Origin of the sequence: Paenibacillus monticola, from assembly GCF_009664975.1 — a bacterium.
Taxonomy (GTDB): Bacteria; Bacillota; Bacilli; order Paenibacillales; family Paenibacillaceae; genus Paenibacillus_AQ; species Paenibacillus_AQ monticola.
This window is the reverse complement of the sequence record NZ_WJXB01000012.1, coordinates 65,462-81,884: the sequence shown is the minus strand read 5'-3', so window position 1 is coordinate 81,884 and position 16,423 is coordinate 65,462. Positions and strand designations below refer to the sequence as shown.

General features: G+C 39.5%; 19 protein-coding genes. All 19 read right to left on the bottom strand.

Translation table 11 applies throughout. From position 1 onward, the window contains the following. Positions 1–52 precede the first annotated feature (52 nt). Entirely contained in the window at positions 53–907 is an 855-nt protein-coding gene (locus GJB61_RS24265; RefSeq protein WP_154121615.1) for a carbohydrate ABC transporter permease, read from the bottom strand. After that, positions 897–1,880, bottom strand: a complete 984-nt coding sequence (locus tag GJB61_RS24260; RefSeq protein WP_154121614.1) for a carbohydrate ABC transporter permease — start codon at positions 1,878–1,880, stop codon at positions 897–899. Before GJB61_RS24260 ends, GJB61_RS24265 begins: the two co-directional genes overlap by 11 nt. A 62-nt stretch (positions 1,881–1,942) precedes the next feature. Further along, entirely contained in the window at positions 1,943–3,355 is a 1,413-nt protein-coding gene (locus GJB61_RS24255) for an ABC transporter substrate-binding protein (protein WP_154121613.1), read from the bottom strand. Positions 3,356–3,556: 201 nt separating this feature from the next. Then, entirely contained in the window at positions 3,557–4,357 is an 801-nt protein-coding gene (locus tag GJB61_RS24250) for a response regulator transcription factor (RefSeq protein WP_154121612.1), read from the bottom strand. Continuing rightward, positions 4,354–6,129 carry a sensor histidine kinase gene (locus GJB61_RS24245; RefSeq protein WP_154121611.1) on the bottom strand — a complete coding sequence of 592 codons (1,776 nt, stop codon included), beginning with the start codon at positions 6,127–6,129 and terminating at the stop codon, positions 4,354–4,356. The genes GJB61_RS24250 and GJB61_RS24245 overlap by 4 nt, the downstream gene beginning before the upstream one ends. 110 nt (positions 6,130–6,239) lie before the next feature. After that, positions 6,240–6,920 (bottom strand): spermine/spermidine synthase domain-containing protein, encoded by a 681-nt coding sequence (locus GJB61_RS24240; RefSeq protein ID WP_154121610.1) that lies wholly within the window; start codon positions 6,918–6,920, stop codon positions 6,240–6,242. A gap of 122 nt (positions 6,921–7,042) precedes the next feature. After that, a complete protein-coding gene (locus GJB61_RS24235) occupies positions 7,043–7,465 on the bottom strand; it encodes a hypothetical protein (RefSeq protein WP_154121609.1) in 423 nt (140 codons plus the stop codon). Between the two features lie 74 nt (positions 7,466–7,539). Then, positions 7,540–7,893 (bottom strand): hypothetical protein, encoded by a 354-nt coding sequence (locus tag GJB61_RS24230; RefSeq protein WP_154121608.1) that lies wholly within the window; start codon positions 7,891–7,893, stop codon positions 7,540–7,542. A gap of 236 nt (positions 7,894–8,129) precedes the next feature. Beyond that, a complete protein-coding gene (locus GJB61_RS24225; protein ID WP_195724456.1) occupies positions 8,130–8,612 on the bottom strand; it encodes an NUDIX hydrolase in 483 nt (160 codons plus the stop codon). A 4-nt stretch (positions 8,613–8,616) separates the two neighbouring features. Further along, positions 8,617–9,201 carry a histidine phosphatase family protein gene (locus GJB61_RS24220; RefSeq protein WP_154121607.1) on the bottom strand — a complete coding sequence of 195 codons (585 nt, stop codon included), beginning with the start codon at positions 9,199–9,201 and terminating at the stop codon, positions 8,617–8,619. 236 nt (positions 9,202–9,437) lie between these two features. After that, positions 9,438–9,905, bottom strand: a complete 468-nt coding sequence (locus tag GJB61_RS24215) for a hypothetical protein (protein WP_154121606.1) — start codon at positions 9,903–9,905, stop codon at positions 9,438–9,440. Positions 9,906–10,017: 112 nt separating this feature from the next. Then, on the bottom strand, positions 10,018–10,794 hold the full coding sequence (locus tag GJB61_RS24210; RefSeq protein WP_154121605.1) for a Cof-type HAD-IIB family hydrolase: 777 nt from the start codon (positions 10,792–10,794) through the stop codon (positions 10,018–10,020). Positions 10,795–11,021: 227 nt separating this feature from the next. Then, positions 11,022–11,816: an aminoglycoside phosphotransferase family protein gene (locus GJB61_RS24205; protein ID WP_154121604.1), complete on the bottom strand. Its 795-nt coding sequence runs from the start codon at positions 11,814–11,816 to the stop codon at positions 11,022–11,024. Positions 11,817–11,937: 121 nt separating this feature from the next. After that, positions 11,938–12,486, bottom strand: coding sequence for a GNAT family N-acetyltransferase (locus tag GJB61_RS24200; protein WP_154121603.1), 549 nt, complete (start codon positions 12,484–12,486; stop codon positions 11,938–11,940). 32 nt (positions 12,487–12,518) lie between these two features. Further along, positions 12,519–12,818: a GNAT family N-acetyltransferase gene (locus GJB61_RS31920; protein ID WP_229522421.1), complete on the bottom strand. Its 300-nt coding sequence runs from the start codon at positions 12,816–12,818 to the stop codon at positions 12,519–12,521. Positions 12,819–13,047: 229 nt separating this feature from the next. Further along, positions 13,048–13,596, bottom strand: coding sequence for a hypothetical protein (locus GJB61_RS24190; protein ID WP_229522420.1), 549 nt, complete (start codon positions 13,594–13,596; stop codon positions 13,048–13,050). A 354-nt stretch (positions 13,597–13,950) separates the two neighbouring features. Continuing rightward, a complete protein-coding gene (locus GJB61_RS24185; protein ID WP_154121601.1) occupies positions 13,951–14,475 on the bottom strand; it encodes a GNAT family N-acetyltransferase in 525 nt (174 codons plus the stop codon). A 240-nt stretch (positions 14,476–14,715) separates the two neighbouring features. Next, positions 14,716–15,219, bottom strand: a complete 504-nt coding sequence (locus GJB61_RS24180; protein WP_229522419.1) for an SRPBCC family protein — start codon at positions 15,217–15,219, stop codon at positions 14,716–14,718. Between the two features lie 147 nt (positions 15,220–15,366). Continuing rightward, entirely contained in the window at positions 15,367–16,065 is a 699-nt protein-coding gene (locus GJB61_RS24175) for a hypothetical protein (protein ID WP_154121600.1), read from the bottom strand. Between the last annotated feature and the right edge of the window lie 358 nt (positions 16,066–16,423).

The following is a 16,423-nucleotide window of genomic DNA, read 5'->3' as shown; positions in this document are numbered from 1 at the left end:
ATTTAAGTATTATAGATCCCCATGTCTCGTCTTCTAATCCTGCTTGATGGGGTTATTCTTTGACGCCGCCCAGCGCTACGCCCGCGATAATATAACGGGATAACAGGAAGTAAACCACGAACAGCGGTAAGGCTGTCAGCGCGAGTCCTAAATAGATTGAGCCGAACTCCGACTTGTATATATCCCCGCGCAGCAAGCTGACCATGATTGGCATCGTATACTTTTCTTTCTGTGTAAGCAGTATCAGCGGCATGAACAGGTTGTTCCAGTTCCCCACGAAGGCAAAGATCGCCTGCGTCGCCACTGCCGGAACCATCAACGGTAAGATGATCCGATTAAATGTTTTGAATTCATTGGATCCGTCTACACGTGCTGCTTCCACGATCTCTATCGACAGCGTTGCCAGCAGATATTGGCGCATAAAGAACACTACCGCCGGCGCTGCAATCGCAGGCAGAATCAACGGAAGAAAGCTGTTGGTCCAATGTATTTTATACATGAACTGATAGAATCCAATTGCACTTGCCTGGGAAGGAATCATCATCACGCATAAAATAAAAGTAAAGAATGCCCCACGCAGCTTCCAGCTATAGGTCACCAGCCCGTAAGCCGCCAGGGATGAGAAGTAGACCGTTAAGAGGGTTGCTGAAGCAGAGATAATAAAGGAATTCATGAACCCTTGAATGGGATCGAAACTCTTGTCGAGCAGCGCCCTCAGGTTGGTCATCATATGGGACGAAGGAAGCAGTGAGAGACCGCTTTGAATTTCCGCCGTAGAACGGGTGGCGTTTATAAACATGATCCAAAACGGGAGGATGCTGAGCACCGCCAGAGAGATGCAGACGATATAGATAATCGTCTTGTTGATCCTCCGGGTGACGTTTCCGCCTTTTTGATTATTGTTCATGTGCTACGCCCCCCTTATGGCTGCTCTTGGCGGATTTTTTCTCCATTTTAAGTATTTTTTTCATTTTTGCCGCGTCGCGGTCACGCATTAGATAGAACACAAATGCAGACAATATCCCTGAAATCACGAACATGATCATGCTCGCCGCTGCAGCACGATTGTACAAATAGCTTCCCTTAAAGGCTTGCCCATAAATAAACATGGACGTGGTAAGCGTAGAGTCATCCGGTCCGCCTGCAAGGAAGAGCTGCGGAATATCAAACATGGTCAAACCACCGACCATCGATGTAATCAGCGTGAATAACAAAATCGTACGTAAACTTGGCAGCGTGATACGGAAGAAGGTTTGAACTCCGTTTGCACCGTCAATTGACGCAGACTCGAAGAGCGCTGGATTGATACCCATAACGCCTGCGATAAGAATGATCATGGTGTTACCGTACCACATCCAGAACTGGATGAACGCCACAATCCCCCTTGCTGTTGTCTTATCCTGAAGGAAGAAAATCGGTGCGTCAGACCAGCCCATCATTTCAAAAAAGCTGTTTACCGGACCCATTGGATAGCCAAACAGAGTGCTGAAAAGCAAGGCGATTGTACCTGCAGTAATAATATTAGGCATATAGAGCAGAACCTTGAAAAAGCCTTGTCCCTTAATTTTAAGACGCTGGTTAGTGAACCATGCAGTGAGTAAGAGCGCAAGAAGGATCTGGGGAACGAAGTTTAGGATCCAGAGCAACCCGGTGTTCATTAGAGACTTTCTGAAAGAAACATTATCAAAGATAAGATCTTTGAAGTTCTGAAAAGGATTATCCAAAATATGTATTGGTTTTGGTATTAATCCTTGCAAATCGGTGAACCCTATGAATGCGGTGTACAAAATAGGATATAACGAGAAAATCAGAAATGCCAAAACAAACGGAAATGTAAAAATATAGCCGAATTTAGAGTAGTTCACACCTTTGCGGCGCATGCTCTCACCTCTTTAGTTGATATGAAGGGGCGGGATGACTCCCCCGCCCCTTCGATTGCTTTTTATTCGCTATCGATATTAAGTTGATCTTTGACTTGCTGTTTGAAAGTTTCGATCGCTTTAGCACGGTCCTTGTTGCCTGCAGTATATTCGCGTACTTGATCACGCCAGAGCTTGTTGATCGTTTCGTCGAATGCGGTCAAGTTGTTGCCGGAAGCGTTGGCGTTAGCCGGAACAAAGATGTCGAACATGTTCTGTCCGCCAAGCATTGCTATTTCGCCATTAGATTTATCCATAACAACGGAGGAAGCAACGCTGTCCTTCGTACCTTGCTCGCCATCTTTCATCGTTCCGTTAGCCCAGTTGTACTGGAGTCCGGTTTCAGAAGTATCGAGCGTTACCCACTTGATGAAGTCTGCAACAGCTTGTTTCTTGGCATCGTCCTTGGTTACGTCTTTGTTAGCGAGCAACCAGGTGCCTCCCCAGAAGAAGCCTGTTGGCGGCTCAGTAACTGCCCAGTCACCGGCTGTATCCTTTGCATGGTCCTTAAACGTATAGTTAATGAGCCAAGCAGGACCGAAGAAACCGAAGACCGGTTTTGTGCCAGTGCCGTTCATATCGGCGAACCAGGCTTCTTGCCAATCTGTCGTATCGTTGTAGTAGCCATTGTCTTTCAGCTTCTTGGAGAGATCAAGGAATTCTTCACGCTTCGGATCAATATGCAACTTGCCATCGACAATCCAGCCTTTGTCAGAACTGTTTTCGACCGCGTGCCAAACATCGCCGTCGCCGGAAACTGCGGCATATCCTTTAGCTTTCAGCTTTTCAGCTGCACTGAAGAATTTATCCCAGCCTGGACCGATTTCAGTCTTGATAGCAGCCGGGTCATCTGTTCCAAATACTTCCTTGGCAAGCGAGCGGCGATAGATAAAGGCTCCACCTGTTGCCTGATAGCCAAGACCTTTCAGCTGGCCGTCTTTGCTGCCGATATCTACAGAATATTGAGCAATGCCTGCGTCCTTAACCAGTTGGTCGTCAAGACCGAGGTCAGCATAGTTGGCGGCAAAAGTGGATGCATCGCCTTGTGTATATTTGAGTACGAACGCCCCTTCAGCTGCATATATATCCGGTGCATCTTTTCCGCCAGCGGCCAGGGCCTGGTCAAGAGCTGGCTGATAGGCTCCATCTGTAGTTGCGACAATCGTAGTTTTGAACTCTACATTCGCCTCAGGGTGGACTTCCATATACTTTTTGGTCATGTTCGGAATCTCATCCGTGAAGCTATAGAGATTGATGGTGACTTTTTCACCAGTTCCGGCTGCTGGTGCTGTTGTAGCCTCTGCTGCTGTTGTGGCTGCTGGAGCTGTAGTTGCGTTTGCGTTAGATGAGTTTGAGTTGCCTCCACATGCTGCTAGAGCAGATGACATCAAGACCAGCGTAGAAACCCCCGCTAAAACACGTTTCATACTTTTCATACTTTGCCTCCCCTTTTTATATTGAATCCACGATTTTATGTAACCGCATACATAGTATAATGCCTATGGCTCTCAGACATAAGGATCCTATTTATAGGGAAACTTCCACTATTTTTGGATTTCGTTCCGTACATGGCATAAAAAAGACACCAAGAGATTTCTACCTTGGTGTCTCCATTTGTCTACTAGATCCATGAACATTTACTGGACATGCCCTTCCATTCCGTTCCTCATCGTTCGATACCGCCCCGGACTCATTCCTTCGTACTCCTTGAACAGCTTGTTAAAATATTTGACGGTTTGATAACCGGTGCGACTTGCTATTTCCGCTATGGGCAGATTCGTCTTCAGCAACATTTCTTTCGCTTTCTGCAATTTTCTGCGAGCAACGTATTCACTAAAATTCATCTGGCATTGCTCTTTGAAAAGTGCGCTGAAATAACTCCCGTTCAGATGTACATGTCCGGCGACTTCCTGCAGGCTGATCGGCTCCATGATATGCATTTCCATATAGTCTATCGCCTGGCGAATCGGATCGCTTAATGAGGCTTCTTCTTCCCTAACGGCCATTAATTGAGGATCGGTCATCTTCCGCATGAAGATGATATTTTCCTGCTCTTCGCCTGCCTTCAGGGCATTCTCCACGGATTCGATCAGCTTTTCCCGGCTAGCCGGCTTGAGCAAATAGTCTACTACGGATAAATGAATCGCTTGCTGAGCATACTCGAACTCAGCATGTCCGGAGATGAGAATAACGGATGGCTGACGCTGGATCCTTTTCTCCCTCATTTGACTAACCAGAGCAAGACCGCTCATTTCAGGCATGCGGATGTCCGTTATCATAAGTTCCACGGGAATCTCCTCAAGAATTTGCATAGCGGCCACCCCATTGCTTGCCGTTAGGATCTCATATTGACCGGCTGCCCATACCCCAAGTATTTTCTTCATTCCTTCTCTCGATCTCGGTTCATCTTCGACGATAAGAATCGTTCGGCTCCTCATAGCGTTCTGCCTCCTCGGACAGGAATTTGGATACTTATACGAGTGCCTTGGCCTTTTCGGCTATCAATAGCCATCACCGCGCTCTGCTCGTTCTTTCCCGAAAAAAATAGTTGAAGCCTCTTCTGCACATTGGCGATTCCAAGACCAGAATCTTTAGAAGAAGATACCTTTCCACTATCCAGCCCTTCCAGAAGGGTGCGTAGCTTTTCCTCGTCCATTCCCACCCCGTCGTCTTCCACCATAATGACAATCCGTTCTCCGTCACGAGTGACCGTCAGCTTTACTAAGCCGGGTTCAATCTTGCTCTCGACTCCATGCAATATAGCATTCTCCACGAGCGGTTGCAGCAACAGTCGAGGTAGCTCCACCTCTCCAAATTCGGGAGGAGCCTCAATTTCCCAAACCAGTCGGTCTTCAAATCGCATCTTCATGATAAGCAAATATCGCTTCACATGCTCCAATTCGTCGCGCAGCGTCACCCATCCCCCTTTACTCGCCCCAGTGATGGTATACCGGAATAAATCAGACATGGCGACAACATATCCGGCCAGTTGGTCTTCATCCTTTTCCAATAACGACCAGTGCAGAACATCCAGAGAATTGAACAGAAAATGCGGATTAATCTGAGCTTGGAGTGCTTTTAACTCCGTATGGCTCCGGGATACCTCTTTCTCATAAACCAACTGGATCAGTTCGTTGATGTTATCCACCATTTTGTTATAGGAATAATTCAGTTCCTGAATTTCCATAGTGAACGACACATTGTCGATGGGCTTCAGAATGCCAAGACGGGTATCTCTCATGGCTTTGATCAGCTTGAACACAGGCCGGGTGATGAGCGTAGACAGGAAAAAAGAGAGCAAGGTGAACAGCAAGGTACCCATGATGGCCGATACAACAATGGTCGTCCGCAAGACCGATATTCCTTTGGTGATAACGTTAACTGGGGTTAGTATAAGCAGCGTCCATCCAGTTACGGAAGACCGTTGTTTGACGACGATAAAAGAGTGATTGCCGATCGATGCGACATGATCGTTGGCCCCCTCCAACAGCGTGGCCGCTGTCTTTTGCGAAATGGTGTCATCATTGGACGTAATGAACTGGCCGTCAGAACCTAAGAGTAAGACCGTTTCTGCATCCTCTTCTCCCTCTCCAGACAAGGAGCCTTTCAACGCAAACTTGCTGCGGTCTGAGCGAATGAGCAAATACCCTCCTGTTGAGAAATGCCGATCGATGAGGCTGATCTGCCGAATTGCCAAAACCGATGTGGTATCGAGCGGATCAATGCCGAACCAGACGAGGCCCCCTTTCTTCCCTGTCGCCAGCTTAATCCAATCCTCTGGCACCTTATCTCTCAGGCTGCTGCCGTCGAGAGGGTACAATCTCGCTCCGTCATTCTTATAAAGCTCCACAGATTTGATGCCGTCCGTATACAGTTGGACCAGATTGATGATGGGTGGTAGCGCCTGCCGCTCCGCAAAGGTAGCCGGCTGGCCCTCTATATCACGTAAAAGCAAATGCTGGATATACTCATTGGTCGATACCAGGGTTGTCAGAGAATTGATCTGTTCAATAATGCCCTCTAGGCGGCCGTTGGCCTGAATCGCGGTTTGCTGAATATGCTTCTCCGCGTTGTTCTTAAGCATTGTCGAGACTGAATGGAACGTAATCCCCCCGACGAACGTCAGGATAATGAGCATAACAGCGAGAAAACCGAGCAGCATTTGATTCCGCAGCGTATTTAACTTTAATCTCGATAGTATTCGCCGCATGCAGCCTCTTCCTCTCTTCGTCATGGGATCATGGAATGATCACCCGTATCTGAATAAGTAAGGGCTTTCAACCCTTTCTGTCATAATATAGCATGTTTACTAATTAACCGCTAAGGAAGAATTGTGGAACTTTGCGCCAGATTCGCTCTAGGAGATTTACTTAGATAAACATAATCGGGTTCGCCTAACTTTTGAGGAATTAGGATTACTTCTACTGTTTCAAATAATTCTTTTAATTTCTCCAGAAAATCTGATGATTCATTAGCACTCCAAAACGAAATAACGCCTCCTGGATTTAACAATCTTACAAGCTCATTAATTCCATGATCTGCATACAAGTTACTGTTTGAGTTAGATACAATCCAGTCTGGACCATTATCAATATCCAAACAAATAACATCGTATTTGTTGTCTGTACTATAAATCCATTTAATGAGATCTGTATTAATTATGTGGGTCCGCGGATCATCCAGTGCAGATGAAGAAAATGTTTTAAGATGTTCTTTGTTCCATTTTATAATAACAGTTTCAATTTCTACTACATCAACTTTTTCAACTTTGGGATATAGTAATGATTCAGCCAATGAGAACCCTACGCCTAGACCCCCAATCAGTACACTACTGACATTATCACATCGATCCATTGCTGCTTTTACTAGTAATCTCTCAGATTCTCCATTATAAGTCGACATAAGAAAGGTACCATTATAGATGATTTCATAATGTTCACCTCTTCTTTGAAGTTGAATTTCTCCCCTGTCTGTACTGCAGCGCTCCACTATTTCAAGCATATCACTCTGATACCTCCTGTATCTTCTAGTCTATTGATCATCGAAATATGAATTCTCATAAAATACTCTTCTTAATTAACGTTAGTTCATCGCTCAAATTTGACTCTATGTTTTCGATCCATTCATTTATCTCTTTTACGTGAGTCGGAAATTGATCCAACTAATCCATGATTCTTTAAGAGCATTTCTAGTGCTTCGACTAGTTCTTGTATAAATTCCATTAGGTCACATTCTTCACTTAGTAATAATTCTCCTGAGTTTGTCTTTATTCCATCTTCAAAAAGTTTTATTTCAATTCGTATTTTCGTATTAGCTACCTTTGTAATTCTCCATCTATGTATTGCAGGTTCAGAGTCCCAATCAAACGTAACGACATCTCTTGCTTCATCCGGTTCATTGAGACTGGGAATAAGACATTCTACTGATCGCACGAGATCAATTAATGGTTCCGATAGATAAGAGGTTTCCATATAAATTTCAGTTTGTCCGATTTTAAGATAAACATCCCCCCAACCTATATTGGTAAGCGTATAGGTGAATTTCATTTTTACCCCTTTCGATTATTTCAGATCTTAGAAGACGTACTTATGTTGTTATCAGATGAGAATGACTTATTCACTCAATCCCAATTATTAAAAATAATCTCTTTTATTGTTTGAGGTTTCCAATACTTCATTTGATTTTGTTCATCTTCATGCAAATTGCTTATTTGTTCATAAGTCATTAATGAATTAAGCTGCTCGACTTCCAAATACTTGTATATATTGTATTCTGCATCTATGGAATCAACAAATCTATATTCCAAACTATCGATACATGATTTGATGTCTGAATTCTCAACAAAACTTATATTTCCAAACTCGTAGCTGTCTGCAGTAGTTACATAAGGATAGTATTTATTCATAAATATAAATAGTTTATTATCCTCTGAGGTAAATCTGCCAACATAGTAGTTGGTACTATAAGTATTCATATGTTCAAAATCTTTATAGTTAAAGATTATCTTTATATGAAAACATAGTTGCAAAAATTCCATAGAGGTTATTGAACGTTTCGGCGATCCGAATCCAGTGATACCAGTTGGGAGTAACATTATCTTTATGATTCACCCTTATTTATAAGTATTTTCTTTGGCCATTTCTGAGAACGTCCTGGTATCAGCATTTCATTTATACTGTGAATTTCTCTGTAATAGTCAACTTCTTCAAGTTATCTCAAAGTTATTATATTATTATGTATTTCATATGTGTACCATCTTTTGTTTTCATCTTTATTGTTATCCTTGATGGTCATAAAAAGTAATTCGTGTACTTGTACATATGTCATATTCTCAGGAAATGTGTCTACTAATCGTACTTCTTCTATTTCATGTCCTCCAGGCAATTCAGAAATCACATATACGTCCGCATAAAAGAGACGTCCAAAGCTTCTACCTCCATGTATTATCATAGAGTAATCAGTTATTGGAGTAATTCTAAATTGTTTGGCACCAGATTCTTCATACAATTCTCTTGCTCCTGTAAACTCAATATTCTCCCCTAACTCCCGATGACCGCCCTGTACTTCCCATGTGTTCTTATATTGCTGTCGACTAATAATCCATTGATTCTTATACCTAGCAAAAATCACTGCAAACTCCAAATCATTGTCTGGTACATTATTAAGTCCATGTATAACGACTATTTCATCCATTTAATCACCCCCAAGTTACATTTTTATATATTCTTTGGGTATTTACTAATTCTTCACCGTTAAACTCCAACCTATATACATCTGGTTTTGATGTTTTCATTAAAAACTCATACCCGTATTGATCATCAAAATACCTCATCATTAATGTCATGACCAATCCATGAGTTCCTATCGCTATCTTCTGCCCCTTATAGTTCTTTATTATTTCTTTCAATCTTGCTACAGATCGCCGCTGGCAATCATTTATGGACTCTCCATAAGGTTCTTTATAGTTTGGGTCCATAAACATTTTATTTACGAGTGAGTATACTTCTTTGTCTGGAATAACCATATCCTCTCTTGAAAATACAAGTTCTCTAAGATCTTCAAACACTAAAATCTCTTTACCACTTTGTTGAGCTACTTCCTCAATGGTCATCATAGCGCGACTATAAGGACTTGAAATAAAAGTATCAATTTCTTCATTCTTCAATAGTTCCGTTATTTTACGGGAATCAAGCTTACCCTTATCAGTTAATCCTCGAGTTCGTTCATTTCCTTCTGATTTGGATGATTCGCTATGCCTAACAAAGTAAATATATGTTGTCATTATTACCTCCTGGATAAACATTCATAAAAATATTCATTACTGTGATTTCAAAGTGAGGTCCCATCACCTAAAGCTACGAAGTGGCGGCCGCGCTGCGGTTAGTTGGTGCGGTTGTATCCCTGCAATCACTTCTTCGAATCCACTTCCGGGACCCATGCAGCTTGCCTGCCAATGCATGAATACATTGCTATACGAAGTAACCTGCTTCTTTGGAATGCTTAAAGATCAATCTTTTATTAAATCCCAAGATGTATTACACATTGATTTGTTTTCAGTGCATTTTCTATTACTTCTATTAATTTGTTTAGTGAACCTATTAATTCAATCCTGTTAAATGATATCTTTTCATAATGGCCAACGTCAGTGCCAGCTTCCCAACCGTAGTTCCCAGTAATAATAAGATCTTTGGGTGCGTTATCAAATAGATCCTTCCAAGAAGAAATAATATTCTTAAAAGTGACTAGACTTTCTTTATCTCGAATAATTGTATATCCATATCGGTCTAATCCATATCCTGAGAAAGATTCACTGGGACCTCTAGATTTAATCCATTCCAATGAATCATTAAAATAATTTATAAGTTCATCATCAATTGATGCCTGAGGCGTAGCCTCAAGTCCATTTATTACAACTCTCTTTTCATTCCATGAGACATCAACTAATGAAACTTGTTCTTCACCAACTATAAATTCATGAGATGGCATTTAATCAATCCTTTCAGGTTATTTCGTTCTTAACCTATTAATTCCCCCACTCTTCTAGTAATAATTTCAATCCTAATTTATTATAGAAATCTATTGAATAATCTTGAGTTGCTCACAAAATCTTTTCTAATATTTTTGCCACTCCATCATTATCATTAGTTTCAGAAATATCTTTTGATAGTTCTTTCAGTTCTTCAATCGCATTAGCCATTGCTACAGGCCATCCACAAATCCTAAATAACCCAACATCATTAAAATCATCTCCAAATACCATTACATTATCAAGAGAGATATTCAGCCTCTTACATAAAATAGCTACAGCATTTTCTTTAGATGCCTTAATTGAAGAGATTTGAACTAGTTTTCCTTTGTCTGTAACCAAAATGTTTAACTTTGCTTCAAATTTCTCTATAAATGAATTTGTATCTATGTTTCCAGAGAAAAGTATTTTTGTTGCTTTATAACTTTTGAGTTCTGCTAATGATTTAACAATTGGATTTCCTTTAACTTTCATAAGTGTTGTGTAGTCATATTCCCTTAAGCTCATCCATTCATCCATCACTTCTATACTGAGATCTAGTTCCGGATTACAATTTAAACAATAATCCAAAACTTCAGATGTGAGGAGCGATTCAATAGGTTCATGATGATGAATGCCAGTATAGTTACAACTAATATAAGCACCATTATAATAAATAAATGACCCCATACTCAGCAATTCATCTTGTAAAAACGTGCGGACTGCTCTTGGTGGACGGGCGGTTGCAAATATGAATTTTATACCCTGCTTAGAACAGGCGATGATAGCGTTATAATTACGCTCCGTGATTTGTTTATCAGAGTTGAGGAGCGTTCCATCTAAATCCAAAACTATTAATGGATACTTCATTGAAAACTCCTTTCTTTAGTGTTTCAAGTGATTCCACCTAACGTTCTGGTATTCATGAACCTGCTAGGGTTGTTTGCCGTATCTACTTCTCCAAATCTGCCCAGATCGTTCAGATTGACCATTAATTCTTCTCATGCCTCTTATCTTCTTTTTTTATTAATGTAAACTCCATTGAATTCTCCTTCATCGGTAATTTCACTTAAGGTACAATATAATTCCTTCTATTATTACATCCAGTCATCAAAATGTTTTTCAAGAAACTCAATTTCTTTCTCATAATGAGTAAGATGACCTTCCTCAACTAATTTAATAAATGCGAGATCTCCGGATGCAGCACGTTCAGATAATGTAGTACACATGAATTTAATACGGGAAATTACCCACTCCTTAAGGTCTTTTGGAACATCCAATCCGTAGGAATCAAAAAATAGTTCTATACGCCTTTTCCTTACTGATGCATGACTCTCTCTGTTATATCTTTCAACTTCGTGGTTATTTTGACTTGGTTCAAACTCTGCAAGTGGAACAGATGTATATAAAGTGTAAACAATGTCCCAAATACGAGGACCTGGCCCAGCCATGTCAAAATCGATGATCCCTACAGGAAGTTTGTCTTTAAACACAACGTTATACAAAGCAGCATCATTGTGGCAAACGACTTCATGTAAAGACCTCACTGGATATTCATTTTTAGATTTCGAAGTAGGTATAAACCCAACAGTTACGTCATGATATCTTCTTAAGAGTTTGGCAAGTTCGTATAAAACCTCATCCGACCACATGTATCCTTCAATTTCAGGGTAGATATTCCCCGGAACTACTCCTTCAAGGTAAGATAGAATCTCTCTATTCTTTTCATCCAATCCTAAATATCTAGGTGAATAGGGATAACCTTCCTTTTCAAGGTGTATTAGCAATTCATACACATAAGGATTGGAATTAGCCTCCCGACGAACTGTATTCCCTACTTTCACGACCTTATTTATATTCCCACCAGTAAGAACTTTCTCGGTTTCTGACAAGTCTATTCCCTCCCTAGAATTTTATGATTGTATTACTTCTTCTGGTACAGCAATAGGCGAATGTCCCACATTGTAGATACCTTGTTAGGCGAAGTGACCCCTTTTTAATGAAGCCCACTAATTAATGCACTTTATAGTCTTTCTTAAGTAATGCATATATCACAGTGTCCACAAACCGATTTCTCCAATAAAAATGTTCCTTCAAAGTCCCTTCTTCAGTGAATTCAATTTTCCCAAGCACCTTTCTTGATCCCATATTCCCTGGCTCTACAAATGCTTCAATTCGGTTTAATCCAAGATCATTAAATCCATATTCTATAACCTTTTCAATTACCTCAGTCATAAAACCTTGTCGCCAATATTTTGGTGTTAATTCATATCCGATTTCCGCTTTATAATGATTTTTCATCCAACCATGAAATCCACATGTTCCAATTACCTTGTTTTCCGACTTCAAAGTGATTCCCCAGCGAATGGCTTGATTACTTTCAAATCTTTGATTCCATTTTTGAATTAGTTCTTCTGCTTGTTCAATATTTGTAAAACTCTCCAAATCATAAAACTTCGTAACTTCATCCAAAGAGAAGTATTGAAAAATTTCTATGGAATCGTTTTGTGTTAGCTGTCTTAGCACCAATCTTTCTGTTTCTAATACAGGAAAATGAGTCATATTATCTCTCCTTTGTTGTTCTTACACAGCCGTTAGTTCCTTATTTGATATTCATATATTCTTGTTTCATTATCATCTATTGAGTAGCCCTTACCTATATGGTTCCAGTTATTTCTCTCATAATAATCAGTTAAATCAGTACATAAATACAGTTTTTCATATCCCTTCAGCCTTACTTGATTTATTGAGTGGTTCTGGAGTTGCACTCCTATGTTCTTCCTCCTATATTCAGGTTCAACAAAAAGACAAGCCAACCAAGGAGAAAGGTCTTGTCTGCTATTTAATTCGCTTCTCAACAGAGCATAGGACCCGATGATCTTATTCCCTTCCATTGCTATATAAAATCCAGGTATATCACACTCTGTGTTTCAGACGCTCTTTCCATACAATCACGATAAAAGTTGTAATTCGAATCTGAACCCCATTGATTCCAAAAGTAATCTATAGCATCTTTTAATAAGTGTGGTTTTTTCCTAATATCGAAGATTTGGATCAAGTTAACTCTCCTTGTCTCTTTATAGTTTGAGTCTTATACAATGATTTCGTATAACGTTCCCACATTCACGAACCCAAGAGGCTTAAGGTCGAAGCTGCCGGTTCCGATAATGCATTTAAATACCACCACATGACCTTATGATGTCCGATCAATTTTGAACTGATTTCATTTACATCATTTATACTATAATTATAAAAATACACATTATCTCGCTGATAAAGCTGATATGTGCCATCATTGAGTATTTCATTTCTATATTTGTACAAGGCTACTACATATCTTGGATTATTAACGTTTCCATCCACATTTAGATCTTCTTTCGTAATGTTATCAATTGCTTGAATAGCGTGAATTGCGTTCTTGCTCTGTACTAATACGGATTGGTTAAACTCTTGCGGGTAACCAGCAATTGTTATCCATATCGTTATTACAATCGTCATTAAAATCTTTGAGATTTTAATCCATAGTACTTTATTAGTAATAACTAAACAGAGTAAAATGATTAAAGAATTAATAATTATTGTACTTGGAATTGATATAATTCTTCCTAATCCAGTATAGGGAAAAAGGTAGATTAGTAACACTAACAACAAGACGGTTGGTAGCAGCAACAAGATAAAATTGAAAATGTATGGCCATTTACTCTTCACAGCTACCCTACTCTCGAGGTTTTTATCTTTTGCCGACATTTTCATATAACGTTCTTATAATCACGAACCCGTAGGGTTATCTGCCTGAAACCACTTCTCCGAATCTATGAAATACTATACGACTCATTTCTTAGTGAAATCAGTAAGTTTTCTACAACCTCAATTGAATTCAATGATGCAATTCTCATGTTCTCTTCAAATTTTTCCGATGCCACACTGTCGAACGGGTCGTCAGGCTTAGTCCCACAGCGTGAATATGGTGTTAGTCGAAGTTATTCGCTTCTTTCGAACCCGGTATGTATTACTCACGCCAACCTTCTAGCAAAATTTTTGATACCAATAAATAGCTTTTTCATTAGCCGTTGGGAAGTTAGAATAGATCATAGTATCCACCGCACCAATTATAAAATTGTTTTTTGCATAAAATCGGCAAGCTAAAAGATTAACATCCTGAGTTTCAAGCACAAGACCTATTAATTTGTTCTGTTTTGCCCACTCGGCTGCCTTGTTTAATAATGTAGCTCCAATAGCCTTGCCCCTCATTTTTTGGGCAACCGAAATATCTTCTATAAAAGCATAGCCATTCCAATGTGTACGAAGCTTTATTTGCCCAATACAGTTGTCGTCAAAATAATAAAGATAAATGGCTTTGTTTTCATCATCTATATAACTTATTTCGAGGTCTTCCTTGTCATACTGCTTATTATATTGTTCTGAGAAAAGCTCCTCAGTATATGACCAAATACCGTCTTCATACTTAGGGATGATTCGTCCAGTAACAGTGAAGCTCTCGTTTGATTTGTTATAATCATGTATGTTTGAATGTGTCATTTTAATAATCATAAATAGGTACTCCCTTTTATATGATTGATTTTTCAGGAATCCATTGTCTCCGCAAATTTTCACTTCATGGTAAGATTCTCTCGTCACGTATACTCAGCTGTATTTACATCTCATTTCCTCCTCCAGTATATCAGCCTTTCAAAATATTGGGAATTGAAAAAGGAGCCTTCGAGGTTGTTCAACCTTAAAGGCTCCAAAGATTTTGGAGTCAGCATGCCCCAATTCGTGAAAATGTTGTAATCAGAAATTAGTGTTCTCACGAGCTTCTTTCACATGTTCTTCTGCAATCTTCTTTAATTGCTCATTTCGATATTCTATAAATCTCTTCATATAACTCTCAAGTATTAACTTCTCAACGATCTTTCCTAGAAACCCAAATGGGGATTCAAAATGCAAGGTATCGATCATTAAAGTCTTTCCTTGTACTTCTTTGAATTCATGAATATGTTTGAGTGTCTTAAAAGCGCCTTTTTGCATTTCATCTACAAACATAAACGGTTCTTCATATTTCGTTATTTTTGAAGTAAGTGTTTGCCTCACACGAAAATGAGTTGCTTGGAAAATTACGGTTTGACCATAACCTATCGGACCAGCTGTGATCCCTCCAATTGCTATTTCCTTTGTATGTTTCCAAACGGTCTGAGTATGAATAGCTATGTCCCTGGCTAAATCAAAGCAAAGGTTTATAGGAGCAGAGATCTCAATCTGTGTTCGAATAGTAATCAATCGATTCACGCCCTTCATGTATTTAAACGCTCTACACTAATTTCAGCTAACGTTCCTGTATTCACGACGTCCTAGCGCCTTAAGGTCCACCATGAACCGGCTGCCGTTTGCGGCCCACAGCGTTGAATGCAATGTTAGGCGAAGTTGATTCCTTCCTCTAGTTGCTTACAAATTGTACTGTGATATTGACCAAGGTTGCCAAAAAGCAGGCTCCGCCCCTGACTCATCGCTATAACAGTATTCGCAAGTTTGTTTCGCATCTTCATAGTCATATATTAATCCATTAGCATTAATATTAATTTTTAATTTATTTATATAATCCTTTCCTAAATCATTACATGCATATGAAGAAAAGAACCCCATATCATGACCTAATACCTCATGACCGAGAAATTCGCCAGAATCATCTATTTCAATACCTTTCATTACATTCGTTAGCAATCCGGGCTTTCCCAAGTTCGGTTGATTATCATAATAGTCCTTGTATTCATCTATAAATTCATCTGCATCATATCTATTTAAACCAAGACCTAGTAATTTTATATTCGAAGTATTAATAAATTCCTTATAAAATTGACTCGCTAATTGTACCGAGTTAAATAAAAATAGCCAACTTAACTCCCCTTTCTCAAATTCTAAATCAATCCATTTATTAATTTTTTCTACTGTACTTTTATCTAAATTCAAGTTTCTAATTTGACTATATTCTTTTTCAGTCTTGTTAACCCAAGAATGACCCCAACAACCTGGTATGAAATCACAAATGTGATCACTCGCAGAAAAAAATGGGTTCGGCAAGTAACTGCAATCGTTCGAAATCTCTGTCGAACCCTTAACTAAAATATACCCAGCTTCAATAAGCATAAAGCTTCACCTCTTTGAATCAATTTCGCCTGACTCTACTTCTCAGATATCCCTCTTGGTGGCATCTTCGAATAGCACAATCGTTATTTGATCTCTCTTCTGTATATTTCAATATTAGTGTTAGGCAAGTATTTAATTTCATATTTCTTACCAATATCCATCTCTGAATCAAATAAAAATGTTAACGTCTTAGTATTAAAAACAACGTATTCATTTAAATCTTTAGATTCATTGTATTTAGCAAGAGGATAACTTTCTGTTACGATATACTTCTTTGTTATCAACAGAAAATCATCTTTCCAATATGGGATGGAAATCCAAATGCAAATTCCAGTAGCCGTTAAGCATAGTACTCTGC